The organism is Bacillus cereus group sp. RP29, assembly GCF_040459765.1.
Taxonomy (GTDB): Bacteria; Bacillota; Bacilli; order Bacillales; family Bacillaceae_G; genus Bacillus_A; species Bacillus_A paranthracis.
The window spans coordinates 1,836,711-1,856,370 of record NZ_JARVHN010000001.1; the positions used below are offsets into that span (position 1 = coordinate 1,836,711).

Consider the following 19,660-nt stretch of genomic DNA (forward strand, 5'->3'; position numbering starts at 1 on the left):
TTATTTAAGACTGGATTGCAAGGTGAGGTGAAGAAAGTGGTAGGTGAATATCAACGACCGTACCTTTATTTAATTCACTTGAAATGTGTAATTTACCATGATGTTCTTCAATTATTTTGTAACACATCATTAATCCTAGCCCTGTGCCTTTTTCTTTTAAACTATAAAAAGGTTCGCCTAAACGGGAGATACGATCTTCTGGGATACCGCAACCTTCATCGATGATCCGTATTAAGATGAAATTACCCTCTAATGGTTTTGTTTGGATGAAAATATTTCCGCCATTTGGCATTGCTTCAATCGCATTTTTTAATATATTTATAAAAACTTGTTTTAATTGGTTACCGTCACATTGAATGTCATATACGTAATCAAAATGATCCATAATGATATGAACGCTATGCATAATTGCGGTTGGTAAAATAAATGTAACTACCTCTTCAATTAAAGTTTGTATGTTACAAGTTTGGATTGCTAATACTTGTGGTTTAGACATCGCCATAAATTGACTCGTGATAGATTCCATCTGTGAAATTTCACTTAACATAACATCGATATACCACTTCTGCTCCTCATTTATTTCAGGGAGTAGCAATGTTAGAAAACCTTTTAGAGAAGTGAGTGGATTTCGAATTTCATGAGCAATTCCAGCTGTCAGTTGTCCGACTACTGCGAGCTTTTCAGATTTTCGTAATAACTTTTCCGTTTCCTTTAGCTCAGTAATATCTCTTCCCATTACGATAAGACCTTTACGGGAGCCGTCAGGGTGATAGAGAGGAACTTTCGATATACTTAAGATTAGGTCGAAATCATCTCTATGAATAATAAATTCTTCACCATGAAGAATTTGTCTTTGTTGCCATGCTAATTCATCGACTTCTTCACAATGTAAAAAAGCTTCTCGGTACGCTTCATTATATTGAATGAGTTCACTATCTTTTTTTCCGTGGTAAGGTACATGATGGAAATTGAAGCAAGAAAGTGCGTAGTCATTTGCCTCAAGCCAGCGCCCTTCATGATCTTTAAATATAACAAACGCAGGCATGGAGTTTACTAATGTGCGTAATCTCTTCTCACTTTCTTTCAGCTTTTTCTCAATTCTTTCTGATTTTTCAAGAGGCTTCATAATGGCATATACGCCAGTTAGACGATTTTGGACAAAAATAGGAACTAGTTTTGTCACGACATCTAATAAGAATCCATCTTTATGATAAATAGATAAAATATACTCTTGTTGATTATCCGCTTCCGTATTCTTTATATTTTGTAATACTTGCTCAGAAATATGAGCTTCTAAAATCGAGGTAATGCTTTTTCGCTCTAATTCTGAAGAAGTGTAACCTAGTATTCTTTCAGCAGAAGGATTAGTGTGTATAATAATTCCCTCTAAATTTAATGAAATAATACCATCAGGGTTGTGTTCGAACAGAGATGCGTACATTTCTGCTAATGAACGATCTTGTATATGGTTTCGCAAACGTCTAGAAATGTTCGGATGACGTTTTTTTTGAGTTGATGAATATTTTTTACGACTCATAATAGTTCCTCCGTACAAATAGCATCTAAAAAGATTTGTCTATTCATAACTATAATATAGATGTAACGTGTATTTCTATAAAAAATGGAAGTTATATAATAAATTTTGTTTTCTTTATTTTGGAAAAGTACGTATAGGGTGGTAATAAGGGGAGCTTATATTGTTTTATAAATCATTTGTAAGTTACAGGAGTAGGTTTTCCTTATAACATTAGGGTAGAAGAGGGGGAGAGAAAATGAGAACTTATATTCAAGGGATCGATCATGTACAAGTAGTTGCGCCTGTAGGGTGTGAAGAAGAAGCGCGAGAGTTTTATAGTAATAAAATTGGTATGGAGGAAATCCCAAAGCCAGAGGAATTAAAGAAGCGCGGTGGGTGCTGGTTTAAGTGTGGAAATCAAGAGATTCATATCGGAGTTGAGCAAAACTTTACCCCAGCTAAAAAGGCACATCCGGCTTTTTATGTTTTAAACATAGATGAATTTAAACAAGCGTTAATACAGCAAGGCATTGAAGTAATAGATGATCATGCACGACCAGATGTAATTCGATTTTATGTGTCAGATCCGTTCGGAAATCGAATTGAATTTATGGAAAATAAAAACTAGGTGGAAATCCACCTAGTTTTTTAACCTTTTCTAAACAATCCTAATACTTCAACCGTTTCTGTAATGTTAACAAATGCATGAGGGTCAATTTCAGAAATTGTTAATTTCATACTTGCTAATTCTTCACGAGAAATGACTGTCATAAGTACACGTTTCTTTTCGCTAGAATAAGCACCTTCGCCATCAAGTAATGTAATGCCACGTACAACAGTTGAAAGAAGTTGTTTTTTCATTTTTTCTGCTTCATTTGTTACAATCATAAGTGTAACCTTCCGATGTTTCGTATGAATAGCATCAATAACTTTACCAGTTACATAAATCGAAAGTAAGCTTGTAAGAGCAACATCCCAAGTGAAGAAGAATCCTGCAATGATTACAACGACTGCATTTAAAATAATAAGGAATCCGCCAAGTTTAATATCTCTTTTGCGAGATAACAACATACCGATAATATCAAATCCACCAGTTGATCCATTACAGTTAAAAACAAGACCGATACCAGCTCCGGCAATAACACCACCAAAGATAGATGATAAAAGTGGATCTGTTGCTACGACTTTCACTGGAACATAGTATAATGCAACAGATAATACAATAACAGAGACAATCGTGTTAAAAATGACTTTTTTTCCAAGACCTATGTATCCTAAAATAAGGATAGGTAAGTTTAATACAAAGTTAATAATACCTGTGTTTACAGGAGTTACAATCCCTAAAATAATAGCAATTCCGCCAATTCCACTACTTAAAATTTTGTGGGGGATAAGGAAAAGATTAAAGGCAATCGCAATAATAATAGAACCAATAATAACACCAAGAAATCTGACCATCTCTTTCCCGTCCTTCACTGAAAAATTCATATTATTTCAAGATTATATATGATATTGAAAGTTTTGGGTAAAAACAGTTTATTTCGGAAAATTAGATTAATCAAAAGAATTTGAGTATTTTACCATTTGAAAGGAGATACAGTTGTGAAAATAAAAACATATCAACAGAAAAGCCCGTTGAAGCAAGAATGTGAGGATTCTTATTTTTGTAATGAAGAAAAAAAGATTTATGGTGTATGTGACGGTGCAACACCACTTGTCCCGTTTCATGATGAAAAGGGACATAATGGAGCATACATCGCTTCACATTTATTTGCAAGTTATTTTAATTCATTCCGCGAAAATCATAGTTTACAAGTTGCAGTTGCAAAAGCAAATGAAGCATTGCAAAGAAAAATGTTAGCATATGGAGTAGATACGAGAAAGAAAGAGCATTTGTGGTGCACATGTATCGCGGCAGTCCAAATAGTTGGTGAGAAAATTGAATATGCACAGTTAGGGGACTGTATGATTGTCGCAATATTTCGAAAAGGAACGATGCAAGTATTAACGAAAGATACGGTTGAAGGAATTAGTAAACGAGCAAAAAAGAAAAGAGAAGAAGATCGTAAAAAAGGGTTATCTGTACCAGAAGAACATGTTTTTCAAGATGTGCGAGAACAGTTAAAATACAATCGTTATCTTGCAAATGTGAAGGGGGGATATTCCGTTGCGAATGGAATGAAAGAAGTGATTCATTATTTACAGCATGGGGAATTACATGTAGATGAAGTGAGTGGGATTTTTATTTGTTCAGACGGATTATTCCACCCAGATTGGCCACTCGAACAAACTGTTGCATATATAAGAAAGAATAGTATAAATGAATATGTAGCAATTATTGAAGAGTTAGAAGGGGAAAAGAGAATACGACCAGATGATAAAACAATTATGATGATTGATTTTTAAGGGGGATATTCAAATGGAAATTAAATGTGTAAATTTAGCATTTCAAGATGAATTAGTTCCTTTAGAAAAAGTAAACAAACTGATTATTCACCATACATCCGAAGATGGATGGGATGTGTATAAAACACATGAATTTCATCAAAAAGTAAGAGGGTGGAGCGGGATCGGTTACAATTATTTTATTGAAGAAGATGGAACTGTAGTCGAAGGACGTGGTTTACATATTGGAGCACATGCGAAAGATCATAATAGAGATACAATTGGAATATGTATGACGGGTAATTTTGATAAATATGATCCAACTACCGCACAAATGAATGCATTATATTCTTTATGTAAAATGTTTATGAATCGGTTTGCTATAAAGAAAGAAAATATACTCGGTCATAGGGAGCTAGAAGGCGTTACAAAAAGTTGTCCTGGAAAGCGTTTTTCTATGGTAGAGTTAAGAAACATACTATCTTACATATAGAGGAGTAATAAATGATGATGAATATAAAAATACCAAATGATAAAAAAGAAGAGCTTGTAGCACAAATTCAGCAATTTTTCGTTGAAGAAGATTTAGATGAAATTGGGCGTTTTCAAGCAGAGCGTTTAATAGAAGAAATGATTAAATTAGTTGGACCATTTGCATACAATCAAGCAATTGGAGATGCAAGAAAGCTTGTAACAGAGAAACTATCTAATATTGAAGAAGATTTGTATGTGTTAGAAAAAAGTGAAGGGAAGTAAACTTCCGTCAATTATAAAATAAGTGTTATGTCACGTCCTTTTCCGATGTTTTATTTGGAAAAGGCCGTGACATTTTTTTATTGTCATCAGGAAAATAATGAAACTTATTCCTCTATCTCGTACTCCATTCTTTTGCCATTTCATCATGATATGCTTCTGTCCAATGATATGGTTGCAACTCTTTTAAAGGTTTAAAAATAATATCTTGTTTAGCATTTGTAATCGCACACTGTACTTCTAGTCCCCAATAAAATAAACGTTCTTGGCATACACCACAAGGCGAGAGTACCTTTAATTCAGAATGCTCATTTTCTCTCGCAAGACAAATAGAATGTGTAACTTTCTTTTGAAATTTATGAGCTTCTAAAATTGCACCTGTTTCCATACAAAGTTCAGTTGAAGCATTTATTACATCCGGAGCAACGCTTGTATAAATTGTTCCATCTTCTACACGAATCGCTGCGGCTCCACCCCAATCGTTTGGATATCTTTGTTCAATTAACTGTTTCACCACATCATATAATTGTTGCTCAATATTCAATTTCTTTTCCTCATTTCTGCCCAAATTCAATTTTTTTATTTCGAAATATTCTTTCTTTTATCATGATAACATAAACAAAAAAATAGAATGAACTTTTAATTTCAAGCCATCTTTTTTGCTAAAAGGAACGTTTTTTTATAAAAAAGTTGAGATTAAAAATATATTATCTTAATTTTATCTTTTTTTAATAATTTGTTTATGGGCAATTTATAGTTGTTATTTATAATTCCTATATATAGCAGCTATTGATACTATAAATAAGAAATTTGAATGTGTAACACTTTGTATTCCATTAGCTGTAATCAAAATTTATAACATAAATTGCGCACATAGAATCTTCTTTTGAAAGAAAAGTGGTGTAATTCTTTGTTAAATGAAGGAAGGGTTTGGGAAGCTATGAATAAAACAATTTTAAAAACATGTATCATATCAGCAGTTTTAGGTGGAAGTCTATTAAGTGAAACGACTGGAGTGGTGAAAGCAGAAGAGATTACACCAAAAACGAATCATACTGGTGTATTTAAAGATGTTCCAAAGGGGCACTGGGCATATGAGGCGATTCAGCAATTAACAGACGAGAAAATCATTTTCGGCTATGATGATGGAAGATTTGGTTTTGGAGATAACGTGACACGCGAACAAGTTGCAGCTTTACTATATCGTTATTTTAATTTGGCAGAAGACAAAAATTATCAGAACCCATATGGAGACGTAAGTGAAGATTCGACAAGTTATATAAAGGAGATTTTGTCTTTAACAGAAATGGGCGTTTTTAAGGGTGACGAGCATGGGAACTTTAGACCGAAGGCTTCCTTAACGCGTGCAGAAATGGCACAAGTTCTTACAAATGCTTTTCATTTAAAGGCAAAGAGTGATCACACTTTTAATGACGTTTCAACGAACTCATGGGCAAGCAATGCAATTAGTGCTGTTCAAACAAATAATATTGCAAAAGGAGTAGGCGGAGGAAATTTTGCTCCAAATATGGATGTGACGCGTGAACAGTATGCACAATTTTTATACAATGCAATACAAGAAACTAAGCAAACTCAAAAGACGAAGGGGCAACAACTAGCTAGTATACTTGGTGAAACAAACTGGCAAGGGACAAAAGTCTATGACAAAGATCATAATGATGTAACGAAAGAAAATCAAAATTTCATCGGGCTTGCAAAGTATGATGCTAAAACGGCAAGGTATGAATTTTTTAATGCAAGTACAGGAGAGAGTCGTAATGATAGCGGTACCTTTTTTATAACGAATGATGGAAAGAAAAGAGTACTAATTTCTGAGACGCAAAATTATCAAGCAGTTGTTGAATTAACGCAATTAGATAAGGAGAAATTTACATATAAAAGAATGGGGAAAGATACAAAAGGGAACGATGTAGAGGTGTTTGTTGAACATATTCCGTACCATGAAAAAGAACTTTCTTTCACGCGGCCTGATAAAAATTTAGAAAGTTCGACAGGTAAAATAGTTAAAGATGTTGATGGAGATGAAATTTTATCTAGTACACTATGGAACGGAACGGTGGTATTAGACGACCAAGGTAATGATGTAACAAAATATAACTCAAACTTAATCAGTCTAGCAAAATACGATAAAAATACAAATAAATACGAATTTTTCAATGTGAATACTGGAGAAAGTCGTGGAGACTACGGTTTCTTTGATGTTGTACATGGTAATAAAATAAGAGCTCACGTTTCGTTAGGAAATAATAAATACGGTGCAGTTCTTGAACTTACAGAATTAAATAAAGAAAAATTTACGTATACAAGAATGGGGAAAGATGCGAATGGAAAAGATATAAAAATCTTTGTTGAGCATGAACCGTATACAGGTGATCTAAAACCAAATTTCACAAAGTAAGCCTTTACTGTAGCAAAGGCATTATGTTAGAAAATGTTAGTAAGGAAAAGCTTAAGGGTTGGGTAATTAAAATAGTTATTTATAGACAAATAGATGCCTTGAGGCATCTATTTGTCGTTTTAAAATGATTTTTTATGGGTGCAATTTCTCTTTTCTCAAATCTAGTAACTTACTACTTGCACAACCCTACATTTTCGTTTTTTATTTATTTTCTTTATTCTCTTTATATTCATTAACTTTCTTTTTTACATTACCGACAGTATCTTTAGCAGTGCCTTTTACCTTATCCCATTTTCCTTCAGCTTGTAATTTCTTATTGTCAGTTACTTTCCCGACAACTTCCTTTACTTCACCTTTTACTTTATCAATGGCACCTTCTACTTTTTCTTTTAAACCATGATCATGCTTTGTCATACATTTCTCCTCCTTGTAGTTTGATTAGAATTCTCTTTTCATATTGCAAGTTGAATGATGTATCTAGCAATAGCGTAACAGATTTAGTTTGAATATTCAAATGGTTAATAGAGTTGAAAAGGAATTGTCATAAAGTGTATAAAGTAGTAATGAGAAGAGAAAGGATGTTAATTATATGTTTTTGGCGGTCCAGATTGATTTTGTATAAGCGATCTTCATATGGGCACGTTCCATATTATTTTGACTGCTGCTACCGAATCTTGCTTGTCCGACTATTAAATGACAATTGGATTCAATAGCTGTCTCAATTCGTTTTTGAATTAATGCAGTGTGACAACCTTTACGCTGAAATTCTGGCAAAGTAGCAGAAGCAGCTAATGATGCGACACCCTTATTTATATACAGGACACCAATGCCCGCAGGAATGTTTTGAACTTCAGCTATGAAAAAATGCCATCCTGGTTTATTGTGGAGAATTTCGTTATTTTGGCGCACGCCATCTTTTGTAAAGGATGGCATGTTAAATCCACGTACATATATGTCTGCAAAAACATCAAACTCATTTTCTTTTAGTTTGCGTACTGAAATGTTAGAAGGAAGAAGGGACGGATCTTCTCGCGGTGTACTATATAAAGCGGTATGGAAGCTAGATTGATAAAAACCTTTTTCAGATAAGTATTGAAATAGTTCAGCTGTACCTTGCGCTGGTGTAATTTCAAAACGGCAAGGAATTTGTAGTGATTGATAATAAGAGAGAATCGCATCTATCTCATCTGTATTTGTAAAGGTAACGCCTTTTACTGTATTAAAAGCAGGACCAGCAATTACTTTTGATGAAAAGGCAGTGGCACTACCGAACTTTTTCACTTGTACCTGCATTGGATTTCCGTCCATTGCTTGTAATAGTGCTAATCTAGAAGAAAGCATATGTATTTCTGCGTTTTCAATTTCTTGTGCGGTATTGATTGTCATAATTGTACTCATGAGATTCCCCCGTCAATAAATATATTTCATAGTACATATACGATGTTTGTTCTGAGATTCCTGTTGAAATGTAAGAGAATAAGAGGTTTTTTGGAAGGGAAATGGAAGTGAACTGTCGAAGGGAGTAGAAACAGATTAAAGGTGGTGCTCTCATGAAACAGAAAGACGTGCAGACATGCTCTAATTGTGGTTCTCAAAATATAGGAGAAGGTGAGTTTGTCGGTTATGCACAAATACGGAAAAAGGAGACGATGTTCACATCTTCACCAGTAGATGCTTATATTTGTACAGATTGCGGGAATGTCCTTTTATTAAAAGTACGACATTATGAAAAGTTTAAGCAGAAGCCGTTATGATTATTAAAAAGTGTTTTTATTAGGGAAGTTAATAGGAGAAATATTTACATATATATGAATATGCCTTATATAAAGAGATGACAACATATACTGTGTGGGATGCTTATGAATCGTTGCACAACGTACAAAAATGTATAGAAGAAATTGTGAATTAGTATGAGAAAGAAAAATTAGCTCATCTTAGAATATTTCATATCGAAAACTCCTTTAAATAAATAAAGGAGTTTTTATTTTCGGGTAACAATAATTACCTTTAATTGTTATAATTGGTTATTGAGATGGGAGGTTTTTATTTACACCATAATCATAAAAGAAAACTAGCTAAATTGTATAGAAAACCGCTATATAACACATTCGCAACCGTAAGTTGACAAAGTGCAACCGCAGGAAGATAGAGATAAAGGCAATGTTTACATACAATTTAGGTAAGAAAACAAAGGGGGACACACACATATGGGATTTGGTGAAAAGCTTTTTAAATTAAGAAAGGAAAAGGGCCTTTCTCAAGAAGCATTAGCTGAGAAATTAAACACAACAAGGCAAGCGGTTAGTAAATGGGAAAACGGTCAAGGTTTTCCTGAAACTGAAAAGTTAATAATGATTGGAAATGTTTTTGAAGTATCACTCGACTATTTATTAAAAGAAACTGCAGAGAAAAGTAATGAAAATGTGGATGGCTATTACGTAAGTCAGGAAATGGCAGAAGGGTATGTAGCGTATGGACAAAAAATTTCTAAATATATAGCGCTAGGATTTAGTTTACTCATTTTATCTACAATACCATATTTACTATTTAAAGAAGATGCAACAATGTCGACATTCCTTGTTATTATTATTGCTGTCCTTGGAATTGGAGCGATGATGGTACCTGTAATGATAGAAGAGAGTCGATACAATGTATTAAAAAAGGAAGAATTATTATTTGATCAAAACTTTCTAAAAGAATTGACAACAAGATATGCAATTATTAAGAAAAAGTATGCTGTAGTAATAATCGTTGGATTTTGTTTTATAGCAGCAGGAGCGCTACCTTTTTTATTTGAGAAAAAGCATATCACTTCAGGAGAATTAGTCCAGTATCACCCTTATTGTGTTGTACTTATTGCTATTGGAGTTTATCTTTTTGTTCGTGTGTTAGGAGTATTAGAGGCGTATCGAATTTTAGTAGAAAATAAAGAATATAGTAATCGTCTTATTTTTAAACTGAAAAAGAAAGTGAGAGAAAAAGTGGATAATTTTTAATAAATGAAAACATATTTTTATGAAAAGTTAAGATAGGAGTGTAATGATGTCAAATCTTCTAGAAATTGAAAATTTAAGTAAATCATTTGGAAACAAAGTTGTTTTAAGAGATGTTTCCTTCAATGTGCCGTCTGGATCAATTGTTGGATTCATTGGTGACAATGGAGCAGGGAAATCAACAACCTTTAAAACAGTACTAGAATTAATTTCTAAAGATAGTGGTACAGTAAAAATATTTGGTGAAGAAAATATAAATAAAGATGCCAAGATTAAGGAAAAGATAGGAGTCGTATTTGATGCTATGAATCTACCGGCTCATCTTACGATAAAGCAACTAAACAAAGTTTTTGAAAAGATGTTTGAATCTTGGGATCAAGATAATTTTTATCGATTAGTTCATACTTTTTCTTTACCTACTAATGAGAAAGTAGGTAAATTCTCGCGTGGAATGTCCATGAAACTAACTATAGCTGTTGCGTTATCGCATAATGCAAAATTATTAATTCTAGATGAAGCGACGGGTGGTCTCGATCCTTCATCTAGAGAAGAGGTGTTAGAGGAATTAAAAAGTTTTGTGAGTAAAAGTAATGGTGGTATACTACTTTCTTCTCATATTATGAGTGATGTAGAAAAAATAGCTAACCATCTTATCATTATAAAAGATGGAGAAATTTTATTGAACGAAGAAAAGGATAAAGTTTTGAAAAGTTACTCCATTGTAGACGTTGATGAAGAACAATTAGCTTTAATTAACAAAGATATAGTTGTGGCTAGAAGGAGACTTGGTTCATATTTCAATGTACTCGTATCAGATATATATAAATTACCAAGTGGTATTGCTCATAGAACCATTTCGATAGAAGAAATGAGTGTCTTATTAACGAGGAGTGAAAAATAAATGAGAGGTTTATTATTGACAAACTATTATCTAGTGTATCGAACTTTCTTTACGTTCATGGGAATAGCGATATTAGGATCGGGATTTGTTTTTTATTTTGGTAATGCTTCAATGTACCGTTTAATTGCTACATTCATTATCTTATTTGCTGCAATTCCTGCACTTGAAGTTATTAAATATGAGAGTAAGTCAGGTTATGAAAAATATGTACTTACTTTACCGGTTACTAGAAATAACATTGTACAAAGTCATTACCTTTTCTATTTTTTAGTTGTAATTATTGGTACTTTATTGTCGTATGGCATATTTTATATACATAGTTTCGTTTCAGATACACCAATTGATGATGGGATATTTAAGAGTGTTTCTTTAGGGACGTTCATCATCCTTAATGCCGGAGCAATAGCCTACCCACTTCTCTATGTTTTTGGAGCAGAAAAATCTGATGCTATTACAATTGGAGGCGCATGCGGGGGACTTGTTACTTATTTTGGATTACAAAGTGTAATTGGCTATCTAATAGAACAATTTCCAATATCAAATTTAAATTCATCTTTATATGCTTCCATTCTATATACAATATTTGGCGTTATCATATATATCTTTTCTTTTGTTATTTCGGTATTTATATATCGTAAGAAGGAATTTTAGCATATCTTCTCTTAGTATTTTCTGAATTATTTCCAAAGAAATAATTCAGAAAATACAGAAAAATGTCGTGATTATTTGTAGAAGTCTGTTATAATAAACGAAAAATGAAAACGCTTTAAAGGGGGATATAACCAATATGATGATGAATGTACCGCTAACAATTAGTTCTATGATGGAAAGAGCAGAAAAACTGTTTTCGAAGAAAGAAATTGTTTCACGGACACATGACACAGTTACGACATTAACGTATAAGCAGTTAGGTGAAAGAACGAGAAGGCTTTCCAGTGCGTTAAAAAAATTAGGAATTAAAGAAGGCGAGCGTATAGGAACGTTAGCGTGGAATCATCATCGACATGTGGAAGCGTATTTTGCTATTCCTGGTATTGCTTCCGTTTTGCACACAATTAATATTCGTTTATCTCCTCAACATATTTCATACATTATTCAGCATGCAGAAGATCGAATTCTACTTATTGATGAAGATCTCGTACCGCTCATTGAAAATATTCAATCACAATTATCAACTGTACAAGCTTACATTATTATGACTGATAAAGATGAAATTTCAAATACTACGCTAGAACCTGTATATCATTATGAAAAACTATTAGAAGAAGGCGATCCAAATTTCCAATTTGTAAAAGATATTGATGAAAATACACCTGCTGGTATGTGTTATACGTCAGCGACTACAGGAAATCCAAAAGGTGTTGTATATACGCATCGTAGTACTGTACTGCATTGTATGGCACTCGGTTTAGCAGATACAGCTGCTTTATCGGAAAGTGATGCGGCAATGGCTATTGTACCGATGTTCCATGTGAATGCTTGGGGACTACCTTTCGCAGCTACTTGGTTTGGATCAAAACAAGTGCTTCCAGGACCGATGTTTACGCCAAAAATTTTATTAGAAATGATTCAAGCTGAAAAAGTGACGTTAGCTGCTGGTGTGCCGACAATTTGGCTTGGTGTATTACAAGAGTTAGAAAATAATAGTTACGATTTATCTAGTATGACGAGAATACTATGCGGTGGTGCAGCTGCACCGAAGAGTGTTATTAAAGCATTTGAACAGAAACATAATGTTCCGTTCATCCATGCATATGGTATGACCGAAACAAGCCCACTCGTAACACTTGCACGTTTAAAAAGTTATGAAACAGAATTATCGTATGAAGAGCAATTAGAAATTCGATCAAAACAAGGGTATCTTGTTCCTGGTGTAGAGATGAAAGTAGTCGGTACAAATGGTGAAGTGAAGTGGGATAGTACGGAGATGGGAGAACTATGTTTACGAGCACCGTGGATCGCTGAAAGCTATTATAACGATGATCGTACTGTTGAAGGCTTTCGTGATGGATGGTTATATACAGGAGATGTTGTCACAGTCGATGAGGAAGGTTGCGTAAAAATTGTCGACCGCACGAAAGATGTGATTAAAAGCGGAGGCGAGTGGATTTCTTCAGTAGACCTTGAAAATGCTTTAATGGCACATGATGCTATATTTGAAGCGGCTGTCGTTGCTGTTCCTCATCCGCAGTGGCAAGAGCGCCCAGTTGCCTGTGTCGTTCAAAAGAAAAATAGTACAGTAACAAAAGAAGAAATATATGAGTTTTTAAAACCACAGTTTGCGAAGTGGTGGTTACCAGACGATATTGTATTTATGGAAGAAATACCGAAAACATCTGTTGGGAAGTTTTTAAAACAGGCGCTTCGGAAAGAACTCGAGCATTTGCATAAAGAGAAATAATGGAATTTATATTTGTAAACCTATTTTAAAAATAAGTTGACAAACGCTAGATAGAAAGATAATATAACTCCTATAATATGTTATCTAAAAATCATTTTGAGTTTACAAATAGGAGAAGCAAATATGAATACAAAAAACTTAGTTTTCGTCGCTTTATTTAGTTCTATTATGGGAGTGTTAGGGTTAATACCTCCAATTGCTCTTTCTATTACACCAGTTCCAATTACATTACAATCACTTGGTGTTATGCTTGCTGGTGGATTGTTAGGATCACGTCTTGGTGCATTAAGCCAGCTTATTTTCTTACTTATTGTAGGAGTTGGAGCGCCATTACTTGCTGGTGGACGTGGTGGCTTTAGCGTATTTGTTGGGCCAAGTGCAGGATATTTACTTGGTTATATCGTTGGAGCATTTGTCATTGGTTACTTAATTGAGCGTTTGCGTGAAGTTTCTATTATAAAAGTATTATGTATTAATATAATTGGTGGTATTTTCGTAGTTTATGTATTTGGTATCCTTGTGCAAGCTTTCGTAATGGATATTTCTGTATGGGAAACGATGAAAGTAAGTGTTGTGTTTTTACCAGGTGATTGCATAAAAGCGATTATAGCAGCAATTCTTGTAACGAAATTACATCGTTCATTGAAACATATTATTACGCCTGCTCTAAAGAGAAGCAAATATACAAATGCGGGATAAGAAAGAGAAGAAACACGTTCGTTGCGTGTTTCTTTTTATTATTTTGGAAAGAAAGGACGTCTCATATGGGTATTACAAAAGAATATAAAAAACATGCCTCTTTACAACCAAATAAAATAGCAATTAAGGAAAATGATCGAATTTTAACATACAAAGAGTGGTTTGAGTCAGTGTATAAAGTAGCAAACTGGTTGAATGAAAAAGAATCGAAGAATAAAACGATAGCGATTGTATTAGAAAATCGTATAGAGTTTTTAGAACTATTCGCTGGTGCCGCTATGGCCGGATGGGTTTGTGTGCCATTAGATATAAGGTGGAAACAGGATGAGCTTAAAGAAAGGATTGCAATCAGTAATCCGGATATGATTGTGACAGAGCAATATAAGTTAAATGATCTATTGGATGAAGAAGAAAGAGTAATTGAAATTGATAGATGGAAACAAATAATAGAGAACTATCTTCCTACAGAGCACATTGTAGAAAGTTTACAAGATGCTCCTTTTTATATGGGATTTACGTCAGGATCAACTGGGAAGGCAAAAGCATTTTTACGTGCGCAACAATCGTGGGTTCATAGTTTCGATTGTAATATACATGACTTTCATATGAAAGAAGAAGATTCTATTTTAATAGCTGGGACGCTCGTTCATTCTCTTTTTTTATACGGTGCAATAAGTGCACTATATGTAGGGCAAACGGTGCATATTATGAGGAAGTTTATTCCAAAACAAGTGTTGGACAAGTTAGAAATGGAACATATTTCGGTCATGTATACAGTTCCGACAATGCTAGAATCTTTATATAAAGAAAAAAGAGTAATAGAAAATGACATGAAAATTATTTCGTCAGGAGCGAAATGGGAAGCTGAAGCGAAAGAAAAAATAAAGAATATATTCCCTGTTGCAAAAAAATACGAATTTTACGGTGCATCAGAACTAAGTTTTGTAACAGCATTAGTTGACGAAGAGAGCGAAAGAAAGCCCAATTCAGTAGGGAAACCTTGTCACAATGTGCAAGTGCGAATATGTAATGGAGCAGGAGAAGAAGTAACGAAAGGCGAGATAGGAACTGTTTATGTGAACAGTGATCAGTTTTTTATGGGCTACATATTGGATAAGGTTTTAGTTCCAGAGTTGACTGCAGATGGCTGGATGACAGTGCGAGATGTAGGTTATGAAGATGAAGAAGGCTTTATTTATATTGTCGGTAGAGAGAAGAATATGATTTTATTTGGAGGAATTAATATTTTTCCAGAAGAAATAGAAAGTGTATTACATGAACATCCAGCTGTTGATGAAATAGTTGTAGTTGGTGTGAAAGATAGTTATTGGGGTGAAAAACCTGTGGCCATCGTAAAAGGAAGTGCTACGAGGCAACAATTAATAAGTTTTTGCTTACAACGATTATCCTCGTTTAAAATACCGAAAGAATGGCATTTTGTAGATGAAATACCGTATACAAATAGCGGGAAAATCGCTCGTATTGCAGCAAAAAATATGATTGAAAACCGGGAGAAGATATATGAATAGAGCGGTTATTGTAGAAGCAAAAAGGACACCTATTGGTAAGAAGAATGGGATGTTAAAAGACTATGAAGTTCAGCAACTATCAGCGCCGCTTCTCACATTTTTAAGTAAAGGAATTGAGAGAGAAATAGACGATGTTATATTAGGGAATGTTGTTGGACCAGGAGGGAATGTTGCGAGATTATCTGCGTTAGAGGCAGGACTTGGTTATCATATCTCTGGTGTAACGATTGACCGTCAATGTGGTGCCGGATTGGAAGCGATTCGCACCGCATGTCATTTTATTCAAGGCGGAGCAGGTAATTGTTATATTGCAGGAGGAGTAGAGAGTACAAGTACGTCACCTTTTCAAAATAGAGCACGATTTTCACCAGAAACAATAGGCGATCCTGATATGGGAGTAGCGGCTGAATATGTTGCAGAACGTTATAACATCACGAGAGAAATGCAAGACGAGTATGCTTGCCTCAGCTACAAACGAACACTGCAAGCGTTAGAAAAAGGATATATACATGATGAAATATTGTCTTTTAATGGATTGTTAGATGAGTCTATGAAGCCAGAAATGAATTATGAACGAATGATTAAAAGAACTAAACCCGCATTTCTACAAAATGGTACAGTAACGGCAGGGAATTCATGTGGTGTAAACGACGGGGCGTGTGCAGTTCTTGTAATGGAAGAGCGGCAAGCTCGAAAATTAGGATACAAGCCTATTCTTCGTTTTGTTTGTAGTGCTGTAGTTGGAGTGGATCCCAACCTTCCGGGAACTGGTCCGATATTTGCGGTGAACAAATTACTAAACGAAAGGAATATGAAAGTAGAGGACATTGATTATTTTGAAATAAATGAAGCATTTGCTTCAAAAGTTGTAGCTTGTGCAAAGGAGTTACAAATTCCGTATGAAAAATTAAATGTAAATGGTGGTGCAATTGCGCTCGGTCATCCGTACGGTGCATCTGGGGCTATGCTTGTAACGCGCTTGTTTTATCAGGCGAAACGAGAGCGTATGAAATACGGAATCGCGACGTTAGGAATAGGGGGCGGAATAGGGCTTGCACTATTATTTGAGAAAGTAGAAGACTAGCAAGGAACTAGTTCTCTACTTTTTGAGGAACATAAGCATTGCTACCAGGCTTTGCTTTTATTTCGTTCCAAGCAGCGATAGCATCAGCTTTTGATTTCCCTTTGTTATTTGGATCTTCGAAAAAGTCGCGAGTGAAACGATTGTATTCAAACTGAGAGCTGATAGTTGTTTTATAAGTAGGATCTTTTTTTCGTTCGTTTTCTTCATACCAAAACGTTATCGCGTCTTCATATGTTTTTCCAACATTCTCTTTAAAAAACTTTTGAAGAGCTACTGTAAAGCGGAAGTTTGCTCCGATTTTTTCTTTGAAAAAAGCACGAACATCTTCGCTACAGCGGTGATTTTCAGTAATAACAGTTTGAAGAGAAAGGTCTTTATAAGAGAGAGAAGTTTTACTCGCTTTTGGACCAGAGCTGTTTTTTAATATTTTACCAGTATGTAAATAATGGGAGATACGATTGGCTATTTCAATCTTAGAGCCACTAGCTGGCAACCCATGCTCACGACGAAATGTTTGCAGTTCTTCTTTTAACCAATAATAGTTTTGGAAATCTTCAATTGATATAGACTTTGTTAAAGATGGACGCATGAATGTAACAACTTCTTTCTTTCATAATTTTCTTTAATTATAAAACGTACGTTCTTTTTATGGAAGGATTAATTTGTAAATATAATAGGAAGAGGAGATTACATATGGAAAATGTAATGCAAGTTCGTGTTACTGGAATTTTAATTGAAGATGAAAAAGTATTGCTAGTAAAGCAAAAAGTTGCTAATCGGAATTGGTCTTTACCTGGGGGAAGGGTAGAGAATGGTGAAACGTTAGAAGAAGCAATGGTTCGAGAAATGAGAGAAGAAACAGGGTTAGAAGTTAAAATTAAGAAGCTACTCTATGTTTGTGATAAACCAGATGCTAGCCGATCTTTATTGCATATTACATTTTTACTGGAAAAGATTGCAGGGGAAATTATGTTACCATCAAATGAATTTGATCATAATCCGATTCATGATGTACAAATGATGCCAATAGACGAATTAAGTCAGCATGGTTTTTCGGAAACCTTTATAAAGCTTGTAAATGAAGGGTTTGCAAATGCAGGGAGTTACCAAGGATTGAAACAAAATATTGGCCTGTAAATATAGTTGAAGGATAGCCGTTCGCTATCCTTCATAACATGTTTTACACTGCTGACTGTAAAGAAGAAACAAGTTGATTTAAAAACTCATCCCCAGTCATAATCGCTTTCCCACCGCCACGAGCACTTTTTTTATTTCCGCCACCTTTTCCTTCAATTGCAGGAAGTGCATCTTTTAAAAGAGCACTCATATCAAGCGTGACTGTTTTTCCACAAGCAAGAATACATTGTAATTTGTCCTCGTTTTCAATAATGAAATATGTAATGGCATGTTCTTGTTGTTCTGTAATAATAGCAGAAAGCTTTGCGATTTCTTGCATAGAACGATTTGTAAATACTTTAGAAATAAGTATGCCAGCATGTATTTCGGCAGGGTGTTGAAGTAGTTCATTTGCTTCTGTATATAATAATTTTTCATTCATTGTTTGCATTGCTTTTTCAACTTCTTTTTGAGAAGTAAGAAGTTGTGTTACTTTTGCTGGAATATCAGCTTCGCTACTGTTTAATTGTTTAGAAACATCCTTTATAATTTGTTGCTGTTGTCCCATTAATTTAAGTGTGCGCCAACCAGCGATAAATGTTAATCGTATGCTGCCTTTATTACGTTCCCATCCTAGTACGTGAATAGGACCTACTTCACCTGTACGTTTCGGATGCGTTCCACCACAGCCGTTATAATCAAAGTTTTCGATCATAACAACGCGTATATTTTCTGTCATATTCGGTTCTTTACGAAGTGGTAATGTTTTCGCTTCTTCTAAGTTCATCCATTTAATAAGAATTGGATGATTTTCAAAAACAATTTTGTTCGCAATTTGTACTGCTTTTTCAACCGTTTCTGCATGTAAATTTTCTGTTTCTAAATCAATTGTTACCGTTTCTTTACCAAGATGGAATCCAATCGTAGGTATGTGAAAGTAGTCCCAAAAAGCAGCAGATAAAATGTGCTGAGCTGCATGTTGTTGCATATGATCAAAACGGCGCTCCCAATTAATTTTACCTTCTACTTCTTCTGTATGTAATTGTTCTGCAATGAAGTGGTGGATTTCTTCGTCGACTTCTTCAACACCAAGTACAGCAATGCCATTTAAAGTTCCAGTATCATGGGGTTGCCCGCCACCTGTTGGGTAAAATGCCGTTTCGTTTAAAATAACGTATAAGTTACCGTCTTTATCATAATCTTGCTTTATAACTTTTGTAGTAAAGTCTTGCTTATAAGCGTCAGTGTAATATAATTTTTGCTCCAATTTTCTTTCTCCTCTCGCATTAACTAGTTTCATTGTAAAGCAATTGAAATTCGTTTCCTAATATTTCAGAAGAAAGAAGCTTTTTTTAGAATTTTCTTGCTATAATAAGAAAAAGAAAATGCGGGGGTGGAATGAATATGTTGTATGAAAACGGCGTAGATAAACTGCTTAGTTTAAGCAAAAATATTTCTGAATTGTATCGAGAATTAAACGAAATGACCCGGATTTTAACGGATTGTAACCGCGAAAGTGTGAAGTTTGATCGGTTATATGTAAAAGAGTTACTGTGGAAGAAAGAAGATGTAATAGAGAAATATGACCAGCTACTTGTGCAACTTTGTATAAATGAATGCTTTGATTTAAAAAGTGTCATTACAGGGGAATATAAGTATACATATGAAGAAGTAGAAAACATCGTTTTACAATTTAATGAAAAGTATAATGTCGCAATTTTAATTAAAGACGTTTGTAAAGAATTACAGTTTACATATGGCATAGATATGGATATAACGAGAACAGCTCGAGTATCAACAGCTCAAGTATAAAAAGGGAAAAGAAAGCAGATCCTTTGCTTTCTTTTTTTATGTGATAACAGGG

At 34.3% G+C, this 19,660-nt stretch carries 22 protein-coding genes and 1 pseudogene; 16 read left to right on the plus strand and 7 right to left on the minus strand.

All coding sequences use genetic code 11. From position 1 onward, the window contains the following. Positions 1 to 4 precede the first annotated feature (4 nt). Positions 5 to 1,537 (minus strand): BA3702 family sensor histidine kinase, encoded by a 1,533-nt coding sequence (locus QCI47_RS09685; protein ID WP_000087671.1) that lies wholly within the window; start codon positions 1,535 to 1,537, stop codon positions 5 to 7. Positions 1,538 to 1,772: 235 nt separating this feature from the next. Between QCI47_RS09685 and QCI47_RS09690 the strand changes: the two genes are divergently transcribed. After that, positions 1,773 to 2,144 (plus strand): VOC family protein, encoded by a 372-nt coding sequence (locus QCI47_RS09690; RefSeq protein WP_309422885.1) that lies wholly within the window; start codon positions 1,773 to 1,775, stop codon positions 2,142 to 2,144. 20 nt (positions 2,145 to 2,164) lie between these two features. On the opposite strand, the gene QCI47_RS09695 is transcribed toward QCI47_RS09690, so the two are convergent. Next, positions 2,165 to 3,004 carry a YitT family protein gene (locus QCI47_RS09695; protein WP_001997999.1) on the minus strand — a complete coding sequence of 280 codons (840 nt, stop codon included), beginning with the start codon at positions 3,002 to 3,004 and terminating at the stop codon, positions 2,165 to 2,167. 96 nt (positions 3,005 to 3,100) lie between these two features. Here QCI47_RS09695 and QCI47_RS09700 point away from each other — a divergent pair, with 96 nt between their 5' ends. The 3 genes from QCI47_RS09700 to QCI47_RS09710 are packed head-to-tail and all read left to right on the plus strand — an operon-like array spanning position 3,101 to position 4,657. Then, entirely contained in the window at positions 3,101 to 3,922 is an 822-nt protein-coding gene (locus tag QCI47_RS09700) for a protein phosphatase 2C domain-containing protein (RefSeq protein ID WP_139339251.1), read from the plus strand. 13 nt (positions 3,923 to 3,935) lie between these two features. Continuing rightward, entirely contained in the window at positions 3,936 to 4,394 is a 459-nt protein-coding gene (locus tag QCI47_RS09705; protein ID WP_000402952.1) for a peptidoglycan recognition protein family protein, read from the plus strand. Between the two features lie 11 nt (positions 4,395 to 4,405). After that, positions 4,406 to 4,657: a DUF2164 domain-containing protein gene (locus QCI47_RS09710; protein ID WP_001983516.1), complete on the plus strand. Its 252-nt coding sequence runs from the start codon at positions 4,406 to 4,408 to the stop codon at positions 4,655 to 4,657. A 112-nt stretch (positions 4,658 to 4,769) separates the two neighbouring features. Here QCI47_RS09710 and QCI47_RS09715 read toward each other — a convergent pair whose 3' ends face one another. Continuing rightward, complete coding sequence (locus tag QCI47_RS09715; RefSeq protein ID WP_076868615.1) at positions 4,770 to 5,198, minus strand: cytidine deaminase; 429 nt, start codon at positions 5,196 to 5,198, stop codon at positions 4,770 to 4,772. Positions 5,199 to 5,594: 396 nt separating this feature from the next. On the opposite strand from QCI47_RS09715, the gene QCI47_RS09720 reads away from it, so the two are divergent. Continuing rightward, positions 5,595 to 7,073, plus strand: a complete 1,479-nt coding sequence (locus QCI47_RS09720) for a DUF4822 domain-containing protein (RefSeq protein WP_142243353.1) — start codon at positions 5,595 to 5,597, stop codon at positions 7,071 to 7,073. Between the two features lie 201 nt (positions 7,074 to 7,274). Here QCI47_RS09720 and QCI47_RS09725 read toward each other — a convergent pair whose 3' ends face one another. Together QCI47_RS09725 and QCI47_RS09730 are read right to left on the minus strand one after the other, a co-directional pair. Continuing rightward, a complete protein-coding gene (locus QCI47_RS09725) occupies positions 7,275 to 7,487 on the minus strand; it encodes a CsbD family protein (protein ID WP_000160413.1) in 213 nt (70 codons plus the stop codon). Between the two features lie 171 nt (positions 7,488 to 7,658). Next, entirely contained in the window at positions 7,659 to 8,471 is an 813-nt protein-coding gene (locus QCI47_RS09730; RefSeq protein ID WP_074532757.1) for a GNAT family N-acetyltransferase, read from the minus strand. 152 nt (positions 8,472 to 8,623) lie between these two features. Here QCI47_RS09730 and QCI47_RS09735 point away from each other — a divergent pair, with 152 nt between their 5' ends. From QCI47_RS09735 to QCI47_RS09775, 9 genes and pseudogenes are all read left to right on the plus strand, one after another. Next, on the plus strand, positions 8,624 to 8,827 hold the full coding sequence (locus QCI47_RS09735) for a hypothetical protein (RefSeq protein WP_000810212.1): 204 nt from the start codon (positions 8,624 to 8,626) through the stop codon (positions 8,825 to 8,827). 77 nt (positions 8,828 to 8,904) lie between these two features. Further along, positions 8,905 to 8,979, plus strand: a pseudogene (locus QCI47_RS09740) (GNAT family N-acetyltransferase); the annotation flags it as partial. A 301-nt stretch (positions 8,980 to 9,280) separates the two neighbouring features. Next, positions 9,281 to 10,069, plus strand: a complete 789-nt coding sequence (locus tag QCI47_RS09745; protein ID WP_071742831.1) for a helix-turn-helix domain-containing protein — start codon at positions 9,281 to 9,283, stop codon at positions 10,067 to 10,069. 46 nt (positions 10,070 to 10,115) lie between these two features. Next, entirely contained in the window at positions 10,116 to 10,967 is an 852-nt protein-coding gene (locus tag QCI47_RS09750) for an ABC transporter ATP-binding protein (protein WP_353811761.1), read from the plus strand. After that, positions 10,968 to 11,618 carry an ABC-2 transporter permease gene (locus tag QCI47_RS09755; RefSeq protein ID WP_071742834.1) on the plus strand — a complete coding sequence of 217 codons (651 nt, stop codon included), beginning with the start codon at positions 10,968 to 10,970 and terminating at the stop codon, positions 11,616 to 11,618. A 136-nt stretch (positions 11,619 to 11,754) separates the two neighbouring features. Further along, a complete protein-coding gene (locus tag QCI47_RS09760; RefSeq protein ID WP_353811762.1) occupies positions 11,755 to 13,368 on the plus strand; it encodes a long-chain fatty acid--CoA ligase in 1,614 nt (537 codons plus the stop codon). 123 nt (positions 13,369 to 13,491) lie between these two features. Beyond that, entirely contained in the window at positions 13,492 to 14,067 is a 576-nt protein-coding gene (locus QCI47_RS09765; RefSeq protein WP_046198966.1) for a biotin transporter BioY, read from the plus strand. A 65-nt stretch (positions 14,068 to 14,132) separates the two neighbouring features. After that, positions 14,133 to 15,596, plus strand: a complete 1,464-nt coding sequence (locus QCI47_RS09770; RefSeq protein ID WP_309422884.1) for an acyl-CoA synthetase — start codon at positions 14,133 to 14,135, stop codon at positions 15,594 to 15,596. Further along, entirely contained in the window at positions 15,589 to 16,680 is a 1,092-nt protein-coding gene (locus QCI47_RS09775; protein WP_309422883.1) for an acetyl-CoA C-acyltransferase, read from the plus strand. The genes QCI47_RS09770 and QCI47_RS09775 overlap by 8 nt, the downstream gene beginning before the upstream one ends. Before the next feature lie 7 nt (positions 16,681 to 16,687). Here QCI47_RS09775 and QCI47_RS09780 read toward each other — a convergent pair whose 3' ends face one another. Further along, positions 16,688 to 17,269 (minus strand): DUF6434 domain-containing protein, encoded by a 582-nt coding sequence (locus tag QCI47_RS09780; protein ID WP_309422882.1) that lies wholly within the window; start codon positions 17,267 to 17,269, stop codon positions 16,688 to 16,690. A 104-nt stretch (positions 17,270 to 17,373) separates the two neighbouring features. Between QCI47_RS09780 and QCI47_RS09785 the strand changes: the two genes are divergently transcribed. Then, on the plus strand, positions 17,374 to 17,817 hold the full coding sequence (locus QCI47_RS09785) for an NUDIX hydrolase (protein ID WP_309422881.1): 444 nt from the start codon (positions 17,374 to 17,376) through the stop codon (positions 17,815 to 17,817). Between the two features lie 43 nt (positions 17,818 to 17,860). Here the strand turns inward: QCI47_RS09785 and QCI47_RS09790 are convergent, their stop codons facing one another. After that, a complete protein-coding gene (locus QCI47_RS09790; RefSeq protein ID WP_309422880.1) occupies positions 17,861 to 19,063 on the minus strand; it encodes an alanyl-tRNA editing protein in 1,203 nt (400 codons plus the stop codon). Between the two features lie 137 nt (positions 19,064 to 19,200). On the opposite strand from QCI47_RS09790, the gene QCI47_RS09795 reads away from it, so the two are divergent. Then, positions 19,201 to 19,608 (plus strand): hypothetical protein, encoded by a 408-nt coding sequence (locus QCI47_RS09795; RefSeq protein WP_000965133.1) that lies wholly within the window; start codon positions 19,201 to 19,203, stop codon positions 19,606 to 19,608. The last annotated feature ends 52 nt before the right edge of the window (positions 19,609 to 19,660 follow it).